This window comes from Rummeliibacillus pycnus, assembly GCF_002884495.1.
Classification (GTDB): Bacteria; Bacillota; Bacilli; order Bacillales_A; family Planococcaceae; genus Rummeliibacillus; species Rummeliibacillus pycnus.
The window spans coordinates 1,232,498-1,254,412 of sequence record NZ_KZ614145.1; the positions used below are offsets into that span (position 1 = coordinate 1,232,498).

21 protein-coding genes and 6 pseudogenes are annotated in these 21,915 nt (G+C 34.8%); 1 reads left to right on the forward strand and 26 read right to left on the reverse strand.

Annotated elements, in window-relative coordinates:
• Window positions 1-253 precede the first annotated feature (253 nt).
• The 20 genes and pseudogenes from CEF14_RS06250 to CEF14_RS06345 all read right to left on the reverse strand — a co-directional run bounded on the left by CEF14_RS06250 (window position 254) and on the right by CEF14_RS06345 (window position 17,614).
• Window positions 254-1,948, reverse strand: coding sequence for an FAD-dependent oxidoreductase (locus CEF14_RS06250; RefSeq protein WP_102692064.1), 1,695 nt, complete (start codon window positions 1,946-1,948; stop codon window positions 254-256).
• Window positions 1,949-2,228: 280 nt separating this feature from the next.
• A complete protein-coding gene (locus CEF14_RS06255) occupies window positions 2,229-3,101 on the reverse strand; it encodes an ABC transporter permease (RefSeq protein ID WP_102692065.1) in 873 nt (290 codons plus the stop codon).
• Window positions 3,055-4,014 carry an ABC transporter ATP-binding protein gene (locus CEF14_RS06260; protein ID WP_102692066.1) on the reverse strand — a complete coding sequence of 320 codons (960 nt, stop codon included), beginning with the start codon at window positions 4,012-4,014 and terminating at the stop codon, window positions 3,055-3,057. Before CEF14_RS06260 ends, CEF14_RS06255 begins: the two co-directional genes overlap by 47 nt.
• A gap of 1 nt (window position 4,015) precedes the next feature.
• The gene (locus CEF14_RS06265; protein ID WP_102692067.1) at window positions 4,016-4,435 is read right to left on the reverse strand and encodes a DUF3021 domain-containing protein; all 420 of its coding nucleotides are present in this window, start codon (window positions 4,433-4,435) and stop codon (window positions 4,016-4,018) included.
• A 1-nt stretch (window position 4,436) separates the two neighbouring features.
• Complete coding sequence (locus tag CEF14_RS06270; protein WP_170061458.1) at window positions 4,437-4,883, reverse strand: LytTR family DNA-binding domain-containing protein; 447 nt, start codon at window positions 4,881-4,883, stop codon at window positions 4,437-4,439.
• Between the two features lie 249 nt (window positions 4,884-5,132).
• Window positions 5,133-5,486, reverse strand: coding sequence for a hypothetical protein (locus tag CEF14_RS06275; RefSeq protein ID WP_102692069.1), 354 nt, complete (start codon window positions 5,484-5,486; stop codon window positions 5,133-5,135).
• Window positions 5,487-5,595: 109 nt separating this feature from the next.
• Window positions 5,596-6,228: a LysE family translocator gene (locus tag CEF14_RS06280; RefSeq protein WP_102692070.1), complete on the reverse strand. Its 633-nt coding sequence runs from the start codon at window positions 6,226-6,228 to the stop codon at window positions 5,596-5,598.
• 470 nt (window positions 6,229-6,698) lie between these two features.
• Window positions 6,699-6,878: a hypothetical protein gene (locus CEF14_RS19220; RefSeq protein ID WP_245890071.1), complete on the reverse strand. Its 180-nt coding sequence runs from the start codon at window positions 6,876-6,878 to the stop codon at window positions 6,699-6,701.
• A 557-nt stretch (window positions 6,879-7,435) separates the two neighbouring features.
• Window positions 7,436-7,600 (reverse strand): annotated as a pseudogene (locus tag CEF14_RS06290) (IS110 family transposase); the annotation flags it as partial.
• 148 nt (window positions 7,601-7,748) lie between these two features.
• Window positions 7,749-8,525, reverse strand: a complete 777-nt coding sequence (locus CEF14_RS06295) for a recombinase family protein (RefSeq protein ID WP_102692071.1) — start codon at window positions 8,523-8,525, stop codon at window positions 7,749-7,751.
• Between the two features lie 644 nt (window positions 8,526-9,169).
• A complete protein-coding gene (locus CEF14_RS06300; RefSeq protein WP_102692072.1) occupies window positions 9,170-9,649 on the reverse strand; it encodes an immunity protein YezG family protein in 480 nt (159 codons plus the stop codon).
• A gap of 5 nt (window positions 9,650-9,654) precedes the next feature.
• Window positions 9,655-9,804: a DNA/RNA non-specific endonuclease gene (locus tag CEF14_RS18955; protein ID WP_170061459.1), complete on the reverse strand. Its 150-nt coding sequence runs from the start codon at window positions 9,802-9,804 to the stop codon at window positions 9,655-9,657.
• A 196-nt stretch (window positions 9,805-10,000) separates the two neighbouring features.
• A pseudogene (locus CEF14_RS06310) lies at window positions 10,001-11,238 on the reverse strand (IS110 family RNA-guided transposase).
• A gap of 157 nt (window positions 11,239-11,395) precedes the next feature.
• Window positions 11,396-12,171, reverse strand: a pseudogene (locus CEF14_RS06315) (recombinase family protein).
• 436 nt (window positions 12,172-12,607) lie between these two features.
• Window positions 12,608-13,045, reverse strand: coding sequence for an SMI1/KNR4 family protein (locus CEF14_RS06320; protein WP_102692073.1), 438 nt, complete (start codon window positions 13,043-13,045; stop codon window positions 12,608-12,610).
• A gap of 8 nt (window positions 13,046-13,053) precedes the next feature.
• A complete protein-coding gene (locus tag CEF14_RS19365) occupies window positions 13,054-14,112 on the reverse strand; it encodes a hypothetical protein (protein ID WP_281256495.1) in 1,059 nt (352 codons plus the stop codon).
• A gap of 127 nt (window positions 14,113-14,239) precedes the next feature.
• Window positions 14,240-14,398: a recombinase family protein gene (locus tag CEF14_RS19225; RefSeq protein ID WP_245890243.1), complete on the reverse strand. Its 159-nt coding sequence runs from the start codon at window positions 14,396-14,398 to the stop codon at window positions 14,240-14,242.
• 537 nt (window positions 14,399-14,935) lie between these two features.
• Entirely contained in the window at window positions 14,936-15,424 is a 489-nt protein-coding gene (locus tag CEF14_RS06335; protein ID WP_102694313.1) for an immunity protein YezG family protein, read from the reverse strand.
• A gap of 11 nt (window positions 15,425-15,435) precedes the next feature.
• Window positions 15,436-16,593, reverse strand: a complete 1,158-nt coding sequence (locus CEF14_RS19455) for a DNA/RNA non-specific endonuclease (RefSeq protein ID WP_102692074.1) — start codon at window positions 16,591-16,593, stop codon at window positions 15,436-15,438.
• 541 nt (window positions 16,594-17,134) lie between these two features.
• Window positions 17,135-17,614, reverse strand: a complete 480-nt coding sequence (locus CEF14_RS06345; RefSeq protein WP_102692075.1) for an immunity protein YezG family protein — start codon at window positions 17,612-17,614, stop codon at window positions 17,135-17,137.
• Between the two features lie 42 nt (window positions 17,615-17,656).
• On the opposite strand from CEF14_RS06345, the pseudogene CEF14_RS06350 reads away from it, so the two are divergent.
• A pseudogene (locus tag CEF14_RS06350) lies at window positions 17,657-17,824 on the forward strand (IS110 family transposase); the annotation flags it as partial.
• Here CEF14_RS06350 and CEF14_RS06355 read toward each other — a convergent pair.
• From CEF14_RS06355 to CEF14_RS06380, 6 genes and pseudogenes are all read right to left on the reverse strand, one after another.
• Window positions 17,782-18,072, reverse strand: a pseudogene (locus CEF14_RS06355) (recombinase family protein); the annotation flags it as partial. The pseudogenes CEF14_RS06350 and CEF14_RS06355 sit on opposite strands and share 43 nt — an antisense overlap.
• Window positions 18,073-18,536: 464 nt before the next feature.
• Window positions 18,537-19,010 carry a DUF600 domain-containing protein gene (locus tag CEF14_RS06360; RefSeq protein WP_102692076.1) on the reverse strand — a complete coding sequence of 158 codons (474 nt, stop codon included), beginning with the start codon at window positions 19,008-19,010 and terminating at the stop codon, window positions 18,537-18,539.
• Window positions 19,011-19,021: 11 nt separating this feature from the next.
• Window positions 19,022-19,453 carry a DNA/RNA non-specific endonuclease gene (locus tag CEF14_RS06365; RefSeq protein WP_102692077.1) on the reverse strand — a complete coding sequence of 144 codons (432 nt, stop codon included), beginning with the start codon at window positions 19,451-19,453 and terminating at the stop codon, window positions 19,022-19,024.
• 350 nt (window positions 19,454-19,803) lie between these two features.
• A pseudogene (locus CEF14_RS06370) lies at window positions 19,804-20,235 on the reverse strand (transposase); the annotation flags it as partial.
• 309 nt (window positions 20,236-20,544) lie between these two features.
• Window positions 20,545-20,868, reverse strand: a complete 324-nt coding sequence (locus CEF14_RS06375) for a hypothetical protein (RefSeq protein ID WP_102692078.1) — start codon at window positions 20,866-20,868, stop codon at window positions 20,545-20,547.
• Between the two features lie 16 nt (window positions 20,869-20,884).
• The coding region (locus CEF14_RS06380) for a pre-toxin TG domain-containing protein (RefSeq protein ID WP_211284568.1) at window positions 20,885-21,915 on the reverse strand (1,031 nt) is incomplete at its 5' end.

Below are 21,915 nucleotides of genomic sequence, written 5' to 3' on the forward strand. Positions count from 1 at the left end.
TCCCTTTAAATTTTTTAGTTCTTTAAAAAGAAAGATCGTCCAATTAATCGAACGATCTCTACTGTTTATTGTAATTTAAGATTTCTTCATGTTCTCCCCATTAAATCAATTATCCAGAACGAAGCAAAGGAAGAAGCTACATCTTACGCACACGGAAAACATTCTTCTGAACCAGATTCCCTTTCTTCACATAAAAAAGTACAATTCAAAAATTGAATTGTACTTTTAGGGTAGCCCTTTTTATGAATTATCATTATTTAAAATTGTACGCTGTTACGATTTTTTCTCGACCTGTTGTTGTATCATCGAAATATTCATACAAACAAATACCAAGGAATGATCCTGATACGTTCCAAACATTGTGGTAACCTGAATTTTGAAGTGCCATTACAGCGTTATAGCTGCGTTGACCAGAACGACAATGAACATAAACTGGGATATCTTTTGGAATTTCATCCATACGTTCGCGTAGTTCACTTAGTGGAATATTGACTGCACCTTTTAAATGTCCATTTTCAAACTCATTTTTTTCACGTACATCTACAATACAGGCATTTTTCTCCACTAGTTCACGAACTTGTGAAACAGCAACTTGACGATAACGACCATATAACAAGTTTAATCCAACTAAAGCCGCAAGATTCACGACATCTCTTGCTGTGCTATACATTGGTGAATAAGATAATTCTAATTCTTTCAGATCTTCTAGTGTGCCACCCATTGTAATCAAAGTAGCAATTACATCGATTCGCTTATCTGCATTACCTTTACCAATAGCTTGGGCACCTAAAATTCTTCCAGTTGGTACTTCATATACTAATTTAAAGTGTAATGGATGACTATTTGGCATAAGTCCTACTTTATCTGGTGCGATTAAGTATACACTATTTACGTTAAAACCAGCATCTTTTGCTGTTTTTTCATTGAGTCCTGTTACTGCACAATTTAAATCAAATAGTTGAATACTAGATGAACCTATTACACCCGTGTTTCGATTCGGTATATTGTACATATGATTTGCAGCTGCACGTGCTTGTCGTTGTGCAGGACCTGCAAGTGCAAGTCTTGTTTGTTTGTGTGTTAAGCGGTGATAGACTTCAATTGCATCACCTACAGCATAGATGGATGGATCCGATGTAACATAATTTTGGTTTACTTTTATCCCACCAAGCTCACCGATTTCAAGTCCAGCGTCTTTCGCTAAAGAAATTTCTGGTCGAACACCAATTGCTAGTACAATTGCTTGGGCTTTCACTTGTTTGCCAGAGTTTAATTCGACATAATCATCTGCTACTTTTGAGAGCGCATCATTAACAATTAGCTGTACACCTTGATCAATCATTTCTTTGTGTAAAATTTGTGCCATGTCATAATCAAATGGAGTCAAAATTTGATTTCTCGATTGCACTAATGATACATTCTTACCTGACAAGTGTAGATTTTCGGCTACTTCTATCCCAATAAATCCTCCACCAATAACTGCAATGTCTTGCACATCATCATTTTTTACATATTGGTTTAAACGTTCGATATCTGTAACGTTTCTTACTGTAAAGACATGAGGAGCATGTATTCCTTCAATATCTGGAATGATTGGACTTGCACCTGGTGATAACACTAAATAATCGTAGTTTTCGTCATATTGTTCATCTGTTAATAAATTTTTGACTGTAACTGTTTTAGCTTCACGATTGATAGCAATAACTTCTTGTTGCACACGTGCTTCAATATTGTATTTTGTTTTAAAAGCGGTTGGATTCATTAATACCAATCTTTTGCTATTTTCAACAATTCCACTTAAATGGAAAGGTAATGAACAATTTGAAAATGAAACATGTGGTCCTTTTTCAAACATAATAATTTCGGCTTGTTCATCTAAACGACGAATTCGTGCAGCAGTAGAAGCGCCACCTGCTACGCCACCAACGACTAGAATCTTTTTCCCCATATCAACAACCCCTTAACTTTTTAACTTCAAATTTCTATTTCAACCTCAATTTATACCCCATAAGGTATAGTGTCAAGAAAATATATGTAACGGTCATAAACTTTTCTAAATTTCAACATTCTCTCTAATTAATTTTCTAAAAAAAGAAACTTATTCTGATTGTTGATGAAACAGAATAAGTTTCTTTTTAACTAAATTCATTTTTAGTTTTGAAATAAGGACATTTTAACACGCGACATTCTTAATTCCCAGAAAAATCTATGAAATTGATACTTTATTTTTAACGATTTCTTGCTCTAAAAATCAAAACAGCAATGAAACAAAATATAATAGATGCTCCTACAATAACCGACAAATGCGCTGTTTGAGTCATAATTTGGTTATGCCAATCATAGGTAACCCCAAATATGGACATATATTCTTCCTTCGCTTGAGAAGCACCTTTAAAGACTTTGTCTAATGAATTGCTCATAAATAGCTCTCTTAACATAACAGTTGGATGGCTTAAAGGAAAATAGATCATAAACTTTTGAACGTAATCAGGAAGTTCACCCATTGGGACATAAACGCCACATAAGAATCCAATTACAGTCCCAATAATCGTACTTAAAGTTGAAAAAGCGGTTTGTGATTCTACTATCAGTGTACAAAGTAAATTAAACGTACTCGCTAATGTCACAGCTAGTAACAACACACCCATAATTTTAAGGAAAGTTGAAAAGTCAACCCATTCACCACCAGAAGAAACAAGGAAAATCTCACATCCAATAAAAGCAATAATTGAAAATACACTACCAATGATAAATGCATTGATAACGTAACTTACTAGGAGCGTACCTCTAGAAATAGGCATCGTTAAAAAATCTTCTGCTCTTTTCGTTTCTAAATCACGAACGTAGATACCGAATGCACCCAGTGTTGTAGTAATTGCTATGATTGATAGTAAACCTGCTACCATCCACTCATTCACCATTGTTTCGATATCATTTGTAACTTTTACCATTTGTGAAATGGAATCAATTTGTGTTTTTTGTAAAAATAAAGCATAAAGCAGAATCACAATGATTACTGATAAAAGAGAGAAGAAGACTGTTGTTCGCTCTCTCCTAAAGACTTTCGAGTGTCTGCTTACTAAGCTCATTACCATTGTCATGAAGTATTTCCCCTTCCTCATTGATTCTAATAAACACATCATCCATCGATCCTTTGATGACCTCAAACGATTGAATCACTGGCTCTATTCTCTTTAATATCGTAAGTGCATCCTTCGTTGTTTTTAAAGGTATAACAAATGTATCCTGTTTTTGCTTGTATTTATAGGGAGATAAATATCTAACCACGTCAACATTTTCATGAAATACAATCAGTAATTGATCGTATGCATACTGTTCTTTGAGCTGATTGGGTGTTCCTTGTGCTACAATTGAACCTTTCTTGATCACAACAATCTCATCTGCAACTGCTGCTTCCTCCATATAATGAGTTGTCAAAAATACCGTCATATTCGTTTCTTCTTGTAGTTGTTTAATGGCTTGCCAAACAAATTGTCTGGTCTTCGGATCAAGTCCTGTTGTTGGTTCATCTAAGAAGAGAATGGACGGACGATGGATCATTGCACGCGCTATATCGGCACGACGTCTCTGACCACCAGAAAGTTTGCCGTACTTTTTCTTTTCTATATCTTCTAAATGTAAATACGTTGCGACAAATTTATAATTTGCTTTTAACTCTTCCTTCTTTAAGCCGTAGGTAACCCCTCTATGCCATATATTTTCATAAACGGTTAGTCGTTCATCTAATAAGCTATCCTGAAAAACAACGCCGATTTCTTTACGAATTTGATCATTCTCGTGATTTTTTCCAATTGTATGACCGGCTATTTTTACCGTACCAGTTGTCTTTTCTGTTAATGTACATAGTATATCGATAGTTGTTGACTTGCCTGCTCCATTCGTACCTAAAAATGCAAATAGTGAACCTTGTTTAACAGTAAAGGTAATCCCCTTAACGGCTTCAACATCACGAAAGTTCTTTTTCAAGTTCTGAACTTCAATAATATTTGTCATTTTACATCTCCTGCCTTTTTTGAATTAATTCGTTCATCTCTCGAATATGATGCTTTGTATTTGTATAGAAAAAGAGCCATATAAAAATATAGATAATCAATTCACATATAAACACATTGAAGAAGGATTGATAGTTATTGGCTTCAAACCAATGACCAAAATAACCTGCAATTCCTACGAAAATAGTAACTAATATAAAGTGAATGATAATTTGAGCTAGAAATGACAAGTGCTCTACTTGATAAATAAGTGTACTAATGCCAATAGCAATACCTAGTACTGCTGCAACAACCACTTGGTCTAAAAGTTCCTGCCCACTAATTGAGCCATTTGCTTTTAATACATCTAGAGTAACCATGCAGTAAGAGGTACTAAGGCTGAACAGAAAGCCTATTAAGGCAGATCGAAATGCTATCCACATATTACTCCCTCCCAATTCCTAATTTCTTCTTCAAATCTTTTAAAAATTTGCGACTAATATGGACAGTGGCTCCATTATGCAAGATTAGTTCAGTCGAACCGAGTATATTTAGTTGAAATGATCGAATATGGTCTACATTGACGAGCATCGATTTATTGACTCGTGCAAATTGATTTTCAAACAATTTCTCAATCTCAAACAATTTCTTTTTGGATTGATATTCTTCTTCATCTGTTTGAAAATACACTTTTCCCTCTTCTACATACACTGTATATATTTCTACAACTTTTAACATTCGAATTTCTTGATCAATATAACCATCAATTACACTGGTTGTTGGCGTTTTTAGTTTATTCATAAGCTGATGCACTTCTTCATCAAAACTGCGCGCATTAATGTTCACTTCAATTTCTTCATATTTATCATCCAATGTGACCTGAACCTTCATCAGTTGCTCCCCTTTCTTCATTTTGAATATAACATATAAAATTCTGTATTTTCTTATTTTTCATCAAGTGGATAAAATTTTGGTTTAAGTGGTTGCTATTGTATATTAAGTTGCAATTGCACAAAAAATGAACATAAGAAAAAAGCTGATTTGTCCACGGACTGATCAGCTTTTTAACTTATTATTTATTTAAGTTTTTTAATATTCTATATTTAGATATTCCGCTTCAGATGGTGCTTCCTACGATCTTTATAATCCTGTTTTAAGTTCTACTTTTATATCCTTCATATCCATTTTTTTCGCTATTTCATTAATTTGTTTTTTTATTTGTATTTGATTTTTTGCGATAAATTCTTGATTTTTAACTTTGACTGTCAGTATCCGTTCATCAGGTGAGAAACTTAATACTAAATCTCCATAATTTTTTTCTAACTCTTTATAAAGTGTTTCTAATAATTCCTCAACCTTATAATTTTCATCAAAAGATACAGCCATACTTTGAACAACTGTTTGTTCCTCTTGATAAATTTTAATGGAAGTAAACAAAATAATGATTGCACTTGAAAATATAATTCCTAGAAGAATAAGTCGTTTTTTTCTCATACTTTGACCTCCAAACAAAATTTTTCTTCCATCAATAGTATGTTTGGATAAACTTTCACAGAACTTCAGAGAAATTACCGTAAAGTATGTTTTCGTAAAGCTTTATTCGTTATGCTTTTTCGGTTGCAATACGGATACCGATTAATACTAGTACGATTCCCGTTGTTTTGTTAAAAGCAGCTTGTACAGTTGGTTTCATAAACCACTTACGAATGATGTTTATGACTAGAATCACTATTGTCAGCCAGACAATGGATAAAATAACTAGAATAAATGCTAGTAAAATAAGCTGCATATTGATATTAGCCGATGGATCGATAAATTGTGGCATTAATGTCACATATAATAGTAATGTTTTAGGATTTAATAAATCGGTTGTAATCCCTTGTGTCAAACAGTTGAATGATGAATTTTTATCTTTGGACTCATCATTTGGTTCAGGATTATGTAATTCCATATTTTGTGCTCTTGCTCTCCATGATTGAATACCAAGCCACACTAAATAAGCTGCACCAGCATATTTCACAATATTGAACAGTAACATGGACTTAGAAACAAGTGTTGCTAATCCAAATACTGCAAGCGCCGTCCAGATAAATAGCGAAAAGATTATACCGATCATTGTGAAATAGCCAGCCTTTTTCCCATGCACCATCGTGTTTTTTAACACAAGTAAAGAATCCACCCCAGGAACCATTACAATCAGTAGTGCTACAGCTGTAAACATTAAAACTTCATGCATGATAAAACTCCTTCAAATCTTTATTAGCCGATAAATAATAGATTTCTACATACCGTTATAAACTATTATATTGTAAGTATGGATTATTGAAAATTACACTCTTAGATTCTTGGAGTAAAACAAATCGCCCATTTAAAATGTCTTCAACCTAAGAAGGATTGAAGACTTTATTTATATTATTTTCCGAATAGTTTGGGTACCTGGCACCCAACTCTTTTTTTAATTTAAATTATTAAATACGCACAAAAAAACAAACTAATAGTTTCTTTGGCGCTCATATTTTAGCTATTTCGATTTTCAGTTTGGTTCTACTATGTTTTCAATCTCAAGTTTAAACCAGTGTTTTGTAGAATAAATGATTGTAATAATAATTCCAATAAAACCTATTAAACTTAAAAGGATTACATTAGAAAAACCGCCTAAAAATACGACAATTAGAGAAATAAGATAGAACATTATTGCTTTACTATTTATTTTGATATCAACTGTACTACCTTTTTCGACTTTTTTTCTTCACTTCCGAAAAACCATTGATTCGCTTTAACATTTGCTTTTTCTGAATCTGAAGAGATTGTATATTCCTCATTATTTTTTAACTTTTTAACTACTTGACTGTTTACTTGTAAAGATACAGGCGATGCTCCACCCATCATGCCCGTATTTCTTTTAACTTTTAACTCAATCCATCCCCCTCCTTTAGCAATAAAAATTATAAAAACTACTTCAAAAAAATGGAACGTACTTTCACTTAATTTACACTAAATCATTAGGATCAACTGGTTCTTTTTCTTCTATTAAAATGACATCACTTTTAGGAACCCATCCGAGTTATGAATCTGTGTCAACTCTTGGTAAGTCTAGTTTAGAGCACTGTCAAAACTTTCATTATACTAAAAAATTAATTCTACATAAAATAACCTTTTTTAAGTAATCGATTTAATGATTCAAGTCTTGATATAAAATTATCAAGAGCTTCTTCTTCTGAATCGAAAATTTTTATTCCTGAAATAACTCCTCTTTCTTATGTACTAAATACTTCATAGGAATTATCCTTTCTTAATATTCCCACATGATTTGATTCATAGTTAGGAGTTTGAAAAAACAAGTAATTTTTTAACTTTCGGTCTAGTTGTATACGTTTCACTTCTTCATATTGCATACAGCGAACACCTCTTATATCATTAAAATATGAAAATAGAGCTTGTCAGGAAAAAAAACGGAGAAATGAAATTAAAAACTGCGCCAACGCTCGTCGTTTATTTTCAAATTTTATTTCCTTTAGCTTCTCTTGCCAACAATTAATGACCACCGCCACATGGTGTTGCTTATGCAAGTCTACTCCAACATACAAATGTTTCTGTTTTTCGTGCATTGACTTATCCTCCTATTCAATTAAATGAAAATGCCGGCAACCTTAGTTCGAGCGTTCACCAACTGGTGCGCATTGGTACGAAAGCCTATCCATTTTCACCTTTACATAGGGATATATAAGAAAATGAATCCCTTTTTTAAGTAATCTTTTAAATTATTGCATCATGTTTGCCATTTGCTTGTATTTGTCCGTATGTATATATCCCTTGATAAAAACTTTCTCGGTCTAAAATACGTTTCACTTGTACTTTCGTAAATGCTTTCCCTTGCGTAGTTTGATAGCCTTCTTTATTCAATGCTTCCGCTAACCTAGATAGTGACCATTTTCTATGTAAGTGTTTCAACTCAAACAACCGTTTCACTACTTCTGCATGCCCGTTATGTATCTTTAGTTCCTTCTCACCTTTTTCTTTGGTATAACCAAAGGTAGCTTTTCCCCCTGCATAACCGCCTTCCTTTGCCTTTTTATTTCTCCCTTTTGTTAGTTTGAGCGCTATTTCAAGCCGTTGGTATTGGTCTAACAATTCCATTAAGCCGTTTACCAAGAAATCATTAGGGTCTTTTTTATGGATACTGTAAAATGGCTGTTCAATGCTTTTAATGTCACAGCCATATTTCTTTAGCTCTCGTTGTATCAGTACCTTTACAATATCTGACCTCCATAATCGGCTTGTGTTCAGCACCACCACATAATCAATTTGGACAGACGAAAGGTGAGCCAACATTTCCTGTAAGCCCACCCTGTCAATTTCTAATGCTTCTTCATTTAGTTTTGCGCCACTAATTCCTTCATCTCTAAAAATATGGATCAAGTTCCAGCCGTGTTCTTCACAGTATGCTTTTATTTCATCTTCTTGATATTTCAAGCTGTATCCATCTTTTGCTTGCCCTTGTGTCGAGACACGTATATACCCAACAACGTTCAACTTCTCACCCTCCGTTACATAAATTTTAATTTGTGTAACGCTTTTTAACGAATAGCGAGTATTATACGACCCTCTCTAGTAAAAATACAACCCAATTTTTGTCTGCCCTGATGCTAAACTAGTAACCTTCTTACGTAACCTACCTTTTATCGCCAAGAGCTTTGTCATTCTCGTTAGTTTTTTAGCCATTCCCTGTCATAACTACCCCTGCCATATAAAATGTCATCTCGCCTAATTATCGTACTTTTCTTACTATCCAAGTATTAAAACGATACTCCTTGATGGTACAACCATCATGAGCTTTCGATTTTCATGTAAATCATTTTCTTTTTGTCTCACTCAAAAATTCTCACTTTCTTTTTATTCACTAGATTTATGTATCTGTATCGTTACCCCTTTATCATTACGAGTTTTGTCATTTTCATTAGTTTGTGTGTTTTGCAGTATCATAAGTCCTCTTGGAATGTAAAATGTCATCTCGTCTGGTTATCGTGCTTCTCGCAAAATCCAAATATTAAATCAATACTCCATTATGGTACTACCTTCATGAGCTTTGAATTTCAAACTGGTCTCATTCATGTTGTTCTTACTTCACCAAAAACAAAAGCACCTGTTGCCTAAAAGGCAACCAAGTGCTTTATAGTTTACTTTTCTTCAAATTCCTTCATTCTCTCTAATAAATCAAAATCTAGCTGTTCTTTGTTTTGACTTATATATTTATATTCAAAATACTTAATTCTATCTGTTGGACCAAATTCACTTTCATGCCAATTTGCATAATCAAAATGTACGTTTAATTTACCTGTATCATTTAATATTAATGTCACTGAAAACCAAGGTTCTTGGTCATTATCAGTAAAAACTTTTTGGAGTTCAACAGTAAGTTGAAATAATTTATGTAGTTCTTTATTATAAGCCCTCTTATCTACACTATATAATTTTGGAATATAATGTGAAAAAATGTGTTGTTCCTCACCTTTTGGCGTAAAAAAGAAGAAAACTCCTCCTTCTCCTTCCTTAACTTCACCATTAAAATAGAAATTATCCCATTCAGTTGGAATCATATCATTAACCTGTTGTGCAATTTCTTTATATAACTCGTTTAATTCTGTTTCAAAACTCATCAATATCAGCCTCCTGATTTATTTGCAATCTCGCGAATCACTGGAAATTGGCCTTCAATTTCATATTCGACCATAAAGGAATCTGGTCGCATTGAATTATTAGAATAGATCGGTTCAATACTAACAGAGACTTTCTTGGGTGGTACCTCTTTCAATGCATTGGCCCATTATTTGTAGTTATCATTGGTTACGTACTTAGTATTTGGGAGTAGTTGTTTCTTACCATTTTCACCTTTTATTATGTGCTTTCCAAAATCAATTTCTTTAACTTCGTTGACTATATTACCATTACCCGTACCCTATGTTGTAATCTTAAAAGCTAAAAATAAAAAAATCAGCCATTTTACCACCTTATTTAACTACTTCTTTTTCCTGCACTATCGGCAATTCGTAGGCTGTTTTATGTTTCATCATGCCATAGATAATATTTACAAGCCTTCTCATAATGCATACCATTGCTTGTCCCTTTGTTTTGCCTTCTTTTAGTTTTCGTTGATAATAAGCATGAAACACAGGGTTCCTCGGTAGTTTACTTCTTTAGCTACTTGCACTTGCTGGACTGCTAGGTTGTAAAATAAAGCGTGCAGCGCCCGATTTCCCTGTTTGCTTTTTTGTTCCTTGCCTTTCCCACCAGAGCCAAAGTAAACTGGCGCAATACCCGCAAATCGTGCTAATTTATTGGCATTTGGAAAGCGTCTTACGTCACCTATCTCTGCAATTAAAGCGGAAGCTGTCACAAGGTCAATTCCTGGCATGGAGTCTAGTTGAAAGTCTAGTAAACTCATTAACTGTTTTAATTCTCTTTCCACCTTGCCTATTTCCTGCTTTCCAAACAAAATGTGGCGGACAATGCTTTCTACCAAAAAGTTTCGTGTTTCTTGATGTTCTTTTGTTGTGTTCCCATCTTCTATTACTAGCTTCAATATTTCATTCGCTTTTTTCACCGAACAAGCATTATTGCTCACTTCTAATAAGAAGGTGGTCAATTGTTTTATACTCATACCTTCTAAACAAGACGGCGAAGGGTATTGTTCCCAAAATGCTAAAGCTGTTTTCCCATCCACTTCTGAGAAAAACTTTTTATAGCTTGGGTAATGGTGGCTCAATTGAATGTGCAGTTGGTTCTTTAAAGCACCTTGTGCCTTCACCAATGCATTTCTCCTAGTGACCAATTGTTGTATCGACCAATATAAATCATGTGGCTTAGCATCTGGCAAATGGCTAAGTTGTCTTACCAATATTCTAGCCACACATTCCGCATCCCAGCTATCACTTTTTTGTACGGTCACATGGCTTTTTCGTTCAGCATAAGAAAGAGCTGGGTTAACCTCTTTTACAACTTGTCCATGGTCCGTTAGATATTGTGCCAGTGCTCGACCGTAACCACCCACATCTTCTAAACCAAATACAGGTGTCAACCCTTCTTCTGTCAGTTTATCAATATCTAGTAAAAATGTTGAGAAAGCGGACGGTTTATTTTCAACCTTTATTTCATCAAGCTTCTCCTGCCAACAATTAATAATCACTGCCACATGATGATGTTTATGTAAGTCTACACCCACATAAATGTGTTTCTGCTTTTCATGCATGGTTCATCCTCCTATTCAGTTGTCAATGATTGAATGAAAATGCCGGCAACCTTAGTTCGAGCGTTCACCATCCGATGCGCATTGGTACGAAAGCCTATCCATTTTCATTGCTTCATAAGAACTTATTAGAAAATGAATCCCTTTTTTAAGTAACCTATTAAATTATTGCTTCATGTTTCCCATTTGCTTGTATTTGTCCGTATGTATAGATCCCTTGATAAAAACTTTCTCGGTCTAATATTCGCTTCACTTGTACTTCGTAAATGCTTTACCTTGAGTTGTTTGATAGCCTTCATCATTTAATGCTTCTGCCAATCTAGACAAAGACCACTTCTGATGTAGCTGTTTTAGCTCAAACAACCGTTTAACCACTTCTGCATGACCGTTATGTATCCCCAGTTCCTTTTCACCCTTTTGTTTTGTATAGCCAAATGTTGCTCTTCCTCCAGCATAACCACCTTTCTTTGCCTTTTTATTTCTTCCCTTCGTTAGTTTGAGGGCAATTTCAAGCCGTTGGTATTGGTCTAATAACTCCATTAAGCCATTGACCAAAAAGTCATTGGGGTCTTTCTTATGGATACTGTACATAGGTTGTTCAATGCTTTTAATGTCACAGTCATATTTCTTCAGCTCTCGTTGTATGAGTACCTTCACTATATCCGACCTCCATAATCGGCTTGTGTTCAGTACTACCACATAATCAACTTGGACAGACGAAAGGTGAGCCAACATCTCCTGTAAGCCCACCCTGTCTATTTCGAATGCTTCTTCATTTAGTTTTGCGCCACTAATTCCTTCGACTCTAAAAATATGTATCAACTTCAATCCATGCTCTTTACAATATGCTTTAATTTCATCTTCTTGATATTTCAAACTATATCCATCTCTTGCTTGCCCTTGAGTGGAGACTCGTATATACCCAACAACGTTCAACTTTTCACCCTCCCGTTACATAAATTATAATTTTCGTAACGCCTTTTAACGAATAGCGAGTATTATAAGACCGTCTCTAGTAAAAATACAACCCAAAAATTAATGAGCCAAAGACAGTAAAAGAACGCTCTTTAACGTAACCTATTGTTTATCGCCACGAGCTTTGTCAATCTCGTTAGTTTGTCAGCCATTCCATATCATAACTACCCCTGCTATGTAAAATGTCATCTCGCCCATTTCTCTTTCTTATTCAGTCCCGCCAAGTATCAAAACGATACTCCTTGATGGTACAACCATCATGAGCTTTTGATTTTCAATTAAATCATTTTCTTTTTGTCTACTTAACAGTGGTTGATTCAAATAAAGTAAAAAACCTTGAAAGGCAGTTCATAGCCAATCAAGGTCAATTAATTTTTACTTCTTCTACCAATTAAGCCTAATCCTCAATTAAATCAATATAATATTCATTATTATTGAGAAACTTTTTAAAAAAATCCTCTAACGATTCAGCTATTTGAATATCGAAATAATATATTGGATTATTAACTAATTGTAAATCTATTGAAATATAAACACCCTCGTTTACTTCAAAAAAAATAAGTTTATCTTCATCATCAAAAAGTTCATCTAAATCTGGGTCAAATTCAAAAATACCTTCTCTTAATCTAATATCTGCTACAGTCCCTGGTCCCAATATTCTATTTATTGCATTAGCACTTTGACCTTTAATAAAACCATAACCAACTTCTAAATATAACTGTTTTAAATCATTTGGAAAACTGATATCCATTCTTTGTTCAGCTTTTAAAATATCATCTTCAGGTACCTTATAAGTTTTATTTTCTAGCTCATTAATAAATTCAAAATCAGCCATTTGCTATTTTACCTCCTTGGAAATAGTTTACCTGATGGAGCTCCCTTTCCATGTATCCCTGCTTGGTGTTCGTTAGGATATTTTGCTGGATGAATATTCCACCACTCATGAGGGCCACCAAAGTTGTTCTCTATGATATGATGGGCATCATACGGTTGACCGATACTCCGAGCAACCTCTCCATTCTTATCAAGCACTTCTTCTGTATATCTTGGCCATTTTTGTTTGGTTTTTTCTTCCCATTCTGCAATCAATTTATCTTTCAAGCTCGAAGTAAATTTGCTTCTATGCTTAGCTGTCTCTTTTGGTGTCAATTTTTCATAGTTTTTCGTTCTTAAGGCTTCTTTTATAAGATGAATCTGCTCTTTATTAACCTTTCGTCCAGTTTTAGCCTCTATATCCCTCAGATAAGCTTTTGCTAAATCCTTATTAAGTTCACCCGTACCCCTAGAACCCTCAATATTGATCCCATCAATCTTACGAATCAAATCCCTTATCGAGTTTTCAACCCCATGGCTGTTTTCGACAAGCATTTTCATCTTTTCACCTGTTGACGTCACCACAAGTCTTTCGGGCGAAGGGATTGTGTTTTTAACACCAGTGATGATGGTGTCGGCTAGTTTCCCTGTCTCTATTATATCCGTTGCTAGCTTATTTTTCACAACATGAGCCGCATCTTTTATTGCGGCATAAGCGCTTTTCAAGCGTGACACTGAATACTGACCAGCGGTTTTAATCATGTTGTCTATGTGATTGACACCCTGGCGGAAACCGGCACTTACGCCCGTCTTCAAGCCTAACTGACTGGCTGTTTCACCCACTCGGGCGAGCCGGGCCGTGCTGCTGAATTTTGCCAGGCCGCTCACACCCGGAACAATGTCCAAAGGTGCTAATACACCGCGGAACCACCGTTCTCCTGTCCCTAGGTCCCTGCCTGATACCCAATCCTTGCCCGATACGGCGGAACCCAATTCTGCCGCACCATATAAAGCTCTAAAGCTATGCCTGCTGGAGGGCAGATTAGGGTCGCTCCCACAATCACTACTAACGCCTCGATTTGTACCCAAAATTCCTTGTTTTCCTGTTGGTTGCGGATCGATTCATATTGGAAGGCATATTCCAAGTCGTTGGTATTGGTCTATTAACTCCATCAAACCGCTTACCTAAAAATCATTATGGCCTTTCTTGTGAATACTAATAATCAATTTGGACAGACGAAAGGGGAGCCAACATCTCTTGTAAGCCCACCCTGTCTATTTCTAATGCTTCTACATTTAGTTTCGTACTACTAATATCTTCATCTCTAAAAATATCGATCAAGTTCCAGCCTTGTTCTTTACAATACGCTTTAATTTCATCTTCTTGAAATTTTAAACTGTATCCACCTTTGGTTTGCCCTTGCGTTGAAACCTATAAATACCTAAAAACGTTCAACTTTTGACCCTCTCGTTACATAAATTGTAATTTTTGTTGTATCGATTTTTAAACGAATAGCGAGTATTATACGACCGTCTTTAGTTAAATACAACATAAAATTTATAGGCCAAAGGCAGTAAAAGAACGTCCTTTAACATTACCTCTTGTTTATCGCCACGAGCTTTGTCAATCTCGTTAGTTTCTCATCCATTCCATATGATAACTATCCCTGCCATGTAAAATGTCATCTCGCCCATTTCTCGTTCTTATTCCGTTCCTCAATGTGTAAAAACAATACTTCATGATGGTACAACCTTCATGAGTTATGAATTTCGTACAATCCTTTTAAAGTGTCCAATACATTTTTTTACAAAAGACAAAAAGCACTTGTTGCCTAAAAGACAATCAAGCGCTTTTTAGTTATCTACAATATTTCGTATATAGACTTTCCCTTATCTATTCTAATCTATTTTATTAAATTGGATTACCTGGATATTCATTTAAATATCTTTCAATCAGCTCTTTGCTCTCAACATCATCTGGTTCATTCCCTAAATATTTATACTCCCAAATAACCAACTGATCATCAAAGCTATAATTTGTATCAAACCAGTTTGTATAATCATAATGAATTTTAAATTTCCCATTATCCTCTAGAGATAATGTAAACGAATACCATTGCTCTTGCTGATAGTCAGCGAAAACTTTTCTTAGTTTGTCACTCAGCTCAAATAGTTTTCTCTCCTTTAGCTTATACTGCTCTTTATTAATATTAAATTCAAAAGGAATTTCTAAACTATATTTATAGTTAAACTCATCTTCTGGAGTATTATAGAAGAAGTAAGTACCTCCACCTGTTTCTGACACTTGAGCATACATATAAAATTTAACCCATTTTTCTGGAATCATTTCATTAACTGTTTCAGCAATTTTTCTATACATTTGATTCAATTCTTGTTCCATAATCAAAAATATCAGCCTCCTGATTGATTTTTTATAACTTTCTTAACTGCCCTTTTTCCTTCAATTTTATAAAAAACCTCAAAACTGCTTGGTCTTAGAGACTCTACATTATAAACAGGTTCAATCCTTACAGATACCTTCTTCGGTGGGACCTCTTTCAAAGCATCTGCCCAAACCGTCTCCATCTTATACCATTCTCCACCGGAACGGTTAATTTGGCTATTTTGAGCAACAAGATTATCAATATCTCCCGAACCATGAAATTGACTTCCAATTAAATGCCCACCATCATCATCTGGTAATCTGTATTCTCTACCAGCAGCTCTTTGCATTCCTAAATTTCTTTCCGCTTCCTGTAATATCAGATTATTAGCTTCTACATCAACTATTCTTCCTAATTCATCTGTTGTATATTTATATCCATCTTGAGTCACATAGCGAACATTAGGTGCAAGTTCTTTTCTCCCTCTTTTTCCTTTTGTAAAATGGTCGCCATAGTTTACTTCATTTATTTCTATAATGTTATTAACCTTATTAGGAGTATTTCCCGTACCCTTAGTACCCTTTAAAGCATCCTTCTCCACCTGCTTGATGGCTATATAACTATCAGCTTTCTCTGCTAACTTACCAGTCGATTCGCCTCGTTCAAATCCTGCAAATACCTTGTTACCTGCTGTTGTTTGCACGGTTCGAACTTCAACTGGTCGTAAGGCGTTATCGATAAATTTTGCAGATCCTCGAATTGTTTTTTGTCCTGTTTTTGAGGTCACTGTGGCACCTACTGGATGGGACAGGGCGTATTTGAGTTGATCTACATGCTGACCACCTAGTTTTTTGGCGTTACTCACCACAGTCGAATACACGGCTTTTGATTGAATTTTCACTCCGTCAATGGTGTTTTTAAGCGGTTTGACGGCGTCATCGATTGTTTTAGCAGTTGTTTTCAGAACATTGGCTAGTGCTGGGACATTCTTTAACAGGGATTTTACGGCGAGTCCCCCTACTCCTGGTGCGATCGCAAAGACGCCTCGTGTCAGTCGTTCATTATCGGAAAGTTTTCTTCCGGAGATGAGGTCTTTTCCTTTGGCAGCTCCCGCAAGATCTATGGCTGTATAAACAGCACCTGCGGCTAGTCCTGCTGGCGGACAAACAATGGACAATCCAATCACAACGCCAGCTGCAATTAGATTATACCAAAACTCTTTCTTCTCCTGTCCTGCTCGAATTCCTTCATATGCAAAAGCCCCACTGTTTAAAGCGGCTTGGCGATAATCTTCTTTTGATGTAATTTCATGAAAATGAGTGAAGACTGAATGTGTTATCCCAAAAGATTACCTAATTAAAAAGTCTTCAAACTTTGAAAGTTTTGAAGACTTCATTTGTAGCTTATTTTCAGAGTTGTTTTGGATACCTGGCACTCAAAACTTATAATTTTTAAATTGAATTATTAAATTAGCACCAAAAAATAAACTAATATATTCTTTGACGCTGTTTATTTAGCTAATACAATTGTCAGTTTGGTTCAACTATGTTTTCAATCTCAAGTTTAAACTTCACTTCATAATTATTATAATGTTTCACCTGCAAACATTGTAATTATTTCATCTCTTCTCTCTTCCATCTATTAATTTATGCTGTTGCCAAAGTTTGAAGACTTCATTTTCAGCATATTTTCCGAATTTTCGTACCTGACACTAAAAACTAAAAATATTATCTTTTCTTTTTATATTTCTCAATAATATCATTATCATATTCATTACTTTCATCAGGTAACTTATTCAATTTTTTATATTTCCATATCACATGTCTTTCGTAATCATTATAATCACAATTATCCAAGTCTATATAATCGTAATCAATGTTAAATTTACCCGAAGAAGTTAGTTCAAATGTTAAATTAGACCACAACGGTTGATTATTATTCTTAAATTCCTCGCGTAGTTTTTCTATAAAGTCATTTAGTCTAAATAATTTTTCCATATACTGATCTTTTTCTAAATTATATATTTCAGGAATACTTAGACTATAGATTGGTTCAATCCCATTGTTAGGATAAAAATAGAAAAAGACCTCATTACTAAAGTCATCTATTTCAGCATATAAATACACTTTCTTCCACTCAACAGGGATTATACTATTAAGATAATTTGCAATTATTCCATATAATTCTTCCATTTTTTCAGTTTTCACATTCTAACCTCCATATACATTTTTTAAAATCTTCACTTTTTCGATGATTTATATTGGTCAATCCAACAATTGGTTACTAGAAGAAATGCATTGGTAAAGGCGCAAGGTGCTTTAAAGAACCAACTGCACATTCAATTGAGCCACCATTATCCAAGTTATAAAAAGTTTAGTACCTTTACAATATCTGACCGCCATAATCGGCTTGTGTTCAGTACCACCACATAATTAATTTGGGTAGAAGAAAGGTGAGCCAACATCTCCTGTAAGCCCACCCTGTCAATTTTTAATGCTTCTTCATTCAGTTTAGCACCGCTAATTCCTTCATCTCTAAAAATATGTATGAGGTTAAATCCATGTTCTTCACAATATGCTTTTATTTCATCTTCTTGATATTTCAGGCTATATCCATCTTTGGCTTGCCCTTGGGTTGAGACTCTTATATACCCAACAACGTTCAACTTTTCACCCTCCCGTTACGAAAATTAAAATTTATGTAACGCTTTTTAAACGAATAGCGAGTATTATACGACCGTCTCTTGTAAAAATACAACCCAATTTTTGTCTGCCCTGATGCTAAACTAGTAACCTTCTTCGTAACCTACCTTTTATCGCCAAGAGCTTTGTCATTCTCGTTAGTTTTTTAGCCATTCCCTGTCATAACTACCCCTGCCATGTAAAATGTCATCTCGCCTATTTATCGTACTTGTCACCCTACCTGAGCATTAGAACCAAACTCCATGAAGGTACTACCTTCATGAGCTATGAATTTCAGTAAAGCATAGTCCAATGTCTTCCAAAGTTAAAATTTCTAATATAAAACAAAAACACTTGTTGCCTAATAAGACAAACAAGTGCTTATAGTTAATTCTAAAAATAATCCTGAATACTACTGAACTTTTATATTAATTTAGACATTTCCACTTCAGAAATTTCCATTTTTTACTTCTTCAAACCATAAATCGAAAATATCATCTGGTGAAAGCTCTTCGTGATTTGAATAAACTAAATCATATCTATATTTTCCTTTTAAACTATTCTGCTTCACATTATAATGTAACTTTATCTCTGTAGGCATTTCTTTTCCATATTCTTTACATTTTTCATGGATTTTTTCTAAATTTTCAAGTCCAATATCTAAAACAGCTTCTTGCCTTTGTTCAGAGGTATCATAAATCAATGCTTTACCTATCGTGCTTGTGCTATTTACTGCATCATTTAAGTTATGCTTAAAAACAAATTGATTATTTATTTTAAAAAAAACGTCAAAAACATACATTTCCGGCTCATAGGAACAGTAAATGTAAATATCCTCTGCTTCATTTTCAACGTATTCTAAACAAATAGCCACCATATCTGCTTGTAATTCAGAAAAATAATCTTCAAATACTTTACTCAAGTTTATCACCCCTAATTTTTTAATCTTGCTTTCTTAATAACACCATCTATATTATATTTTATTTCAAAGCTTGTCGGCCTTACTCCAGTTCCCTCATAATTGACTTTAACATTAACGGAAACTTTCTTCCCTTCTTTTATGGCTGTAACCCATTGATTTTCTAACTTCTTGTATTTACTCAAATTCACATTACTCGATTGAGATACAAGATTATCTAAATCTGGAGAGCCCCCAAACCTATCACCAGCTAAATGTCCAGCATGGTCTCCAGATTCTTTTCCTGGCGTATTCGATTTATGTGGTAATCTACTATCTCTTTCAGTTAATTTTAAGTCATTTGCATTAAACTCTTTAAGTCTCCCCATGTTGTCTGTCTCATATAAATACTCATATTCACCTGCTTGATACTTAACATTCGGTTTTAACGTTCCATCTTTAACCATATGGCTGCCGTGATATCATCCGAAGCCTGACTGATTTTATTACCCGTACCCTTTAAAGCATCCTTCTCCGCCTGCTTTATGGCTATATAACTATCAGCTTTCTCTGTTAACTTACCAGTCGATTCGCCTCTTCCAATTCCTGCAAATACCTTGTTACCTGCTGTTGTTTGCGTGGTTCGAACTTCAACTGGTCGTAAGGCGTTATCGATAAACTTTGCAGATCCTCGAATTGTTTTTTGTCCCGTTTTTGAGGTCACTGCTGCAACTACTGGATGGGACAGGGCGTATTTGAGTTGATCTACATGCTGACCACCTAGTTTTTTAGCGTTACTCACCACATTCGAATACACGGCTTTTGAACTTACCTTCGCTAATTTGTTGGCATTCGAAAACCGTCTTACGTCACCTATCTCGGCAATTAAAGCAGAAGCTGTTACTAGGTCTATGCCTGGCATGGAGACTAGTTGAAAGTCTAATAAACTCATTAACTCTTTTAATTCTCTTTCCACATAGCTCATTTCCTGCTTTTTAAATGAAATATCTCGGACGATGCTTCTTACTAGAAAATCTCGTGTTTCTTGATGTTCTTTCGTTGTGTGTCCATCCTCTTTCACTAGCTTCATTATTTCACTTGCCTTTTTCACTGAACATGTATTGTTACTGGCCTCTAATAAAAAAGTGGTCAATTTCTTTATGCTTACACCATCTAAACAAGAAGGTGAAGGATATCGTTCCCAAAAAGCCAATGCTGTTTTTCCATCTACTTCTGAGAAAAACTTCTTACATATTCAAAAGCCCCACTGTTTAAAGCGGCTTGGCGATAATCATCTTTTGATGCTTTTTCACTAGGATTTTTGAAGTTTCCAATCCACGTACTCCGTTTTCAGTTTTGCGGAGTAAGTTGAATCAGCTTCGTATAAATCATTTAGGGTAATTTTTGTTATTACAAACTAACAAATTGCCCATTTAAAAAGTCTTCAACCTAAGAAAGATTGAAGACTTAATTTGTATTATATTTTCCGAATAGTTTGGGTACCTGGCACCGAAAACTTATTTATATTCAATTAATTAAAGCTTAATTTTGCAGTTAGTTATTTTAATAAATTCCATATCTCATCTCCAACTCTACTTAGTGGTTCATTAACTTTTATTCTTTCCTTAACATCATTTTTCCATATAAAGAACTCTGATAATCCACCTCTTGCTGGATATAAGTTCTTACGAATAATTTTTATTTCATTAATAATATCCTCAGAATTGGAATATTCATTATTAATATTTTCTCTTAATAGATTAACAACATACTTTACCTCTGATATTTGATAATCTATTTCACCTTTTCCATATTGTTCTATTAAATTAAGTAATTCACTAAATAGTTTTTCTAATTTATCTACCAATTCCCTGTTATCCATTTATAATCTACCCTCTTTATTGTATTTTGGATTCTTTTAATACCTCTAATTCTGTAATTTTCCATGGTTCTGAAACAAAAATTTGATTACAACTCTCACCGCCAAGATAAGAACTTCCTTGATATCCCACTGGACCTTCATATATTGTAGTTCCTTTAGGAATTTTTATTGCATATGTTGATTCTATCGGTGAAGTACCTGTAAGTACACCTGTTTTAGGGTCTATCCATTGAGCTTTAACAGCAGAATCTATTCTTACTTTTGCTACCGATTCTGCTGGTTCTCTTGTAAACCACTGTCCTAATGCATTTTTTTCTTGACCTGCAATTGTTAATCCACCTTTTTTTCCAGACCGATATAGTATAGTATCTTCTTCTAACACTTTTATATTGTATTTTCCTGATACAAAATTTGAAGCTGGATTATCTTTCAATTCTGCTAATGGTCCAGGATTTTCAATCATATTATAATCATAATTAATTTTAGGATTAATTCCGCCCTTAACCTCATCCTTCTCCGTCTGCTTGATGGCTATATAACTATCAGCTTTCTCTGCTAACTTACCAGTCGATTCGCCTCGTCCAATTCCTGCAAATACCTTGTTACCTGCTGTTGTTTGCACGGTTCGAACTTCAACTGGTCGTAAGGCGTTATCGATAAATTTTGCAGATCCTCGAATTGTTTTTTGTCCTGTTTTTGAGGTCACTGTGGCACCTACTGGATGGGACAGGGCGTATTTGAGTTGATCTACATGCTGACCACCTAGTTTTTTAGCGTTACTCACCACAGTCGCATACACGGCTTTTGATTTCGTTTTTACTCCGTCAATGGTGTTTTTAAGCGGTTTGACGGCATCATCTATTGTTTTAGTAGTTGTTTTCAGAACATTGGCTAGTGCTGGGACATTCTTTAATAGGGATTTTACGGCGAGTCCCCCTACTCCTGGTGCGATCGCAAAGACGCCTCGTGTCAGTCGTTCATTATCGGAAAGTTTTCTTCCGGAGATGAGGTCTTTTCCTTTGGCAGCTCCCGCAAGATCTATGGCTG

Bases quoted from the DNA above. Each gene is read 5' to 3' on its own strand.
- CEF14_RS06250 (WP_102692064.1), bottom strand. From the start codon at position 1,948: ATGGGGAAAAAGATTCTAGTCGTTGGTGGCGTAGCAGGTGGCGCTTCT.
- CEF14_RS06255 (WP_102692065.1), bottom strand. From the start codon at position 3,101: ATGACAATGGTAATGAGCTTAGTAAGCAGACACTCGAAAGTCTTTAGG.
- CEF14_RS06260 (WP_102692066.1), bottom strand. From the start codon at position 4,014: ATGACAAATATTATTGAAGTTCAGAACTTGAAAAAGAACTTTCGTGAT.
- CEF14_RS06265 (WP_102692067.1), bottom strand. From the start codon at position 4,435: ATGTGGATAGCATTTCGATCTGCCTTAATAGGCTTTCTGTTCAGCCTT.
- CEF14_RS06270 (WP_170061458.1), bottom strand. From the start codon at position 4,883: ATGAAGGTTCAGGTCACATTGGATGATAAATATGAAGAAATTGAAGTG.
- CEF14_RS06275 (WP_102692069.1), bottom strand. From the start codon at position 5,486: ATGAGAAAAAAACGACTTATTCTTCTAGGAATTATATTTTCAAGTGCA.
- CEF14_RS06280 (WP_102692070.1), bottom strand. From the start codon at position 6,228: ATGCATGAAGTTTTAATGTTTACAGCTGTAGCACTACTGATTGTAATG.
- CEF14_RS19220 (WP_245890071.1), bottom strand. From the start codon at position 6,878: ATGGGTGGAGCATCGCCTGTATCTTTACAAGTAAACAGTCAAGTAGTT.
- CEF14_RS06300 (WP_102692072.1), bottom strand. From the start codon at position 9,649: ATGAGTTTTGAAACAGAATTAAACGAGTTATATAAAGAAATTGCACAA.
- CEF14_RS06320 (WP_102692073.1), bottom strand. From the start codon at position 13,045: ATGGCTGATTTTGAATTTATTAATGAGCTAGAAAATAAAACTTATAAG.
- CEF14_RS06335 (WP_102694313.1), bottom strand. From the start codon at position 15,424: ATGGAACAAGAATTGAATCAAATGTATAGAAAAATTGCTGAAACAGTT.
- CEF14_RS06365 (WP_102692077.1), bottom strand. From the start codon at position 19,453: ATGGTTAAAGATGGAACGTTAAAACCGAATGTTAAGTATCAAGCAGGT.
- CEF14_RS06375 (WP_102692078.1), bottom strand. From the start codon at position 20,868: ATGGATAACAGGGAATTGGTAGATAAATTAGAAAAACTATTTAGTGAA.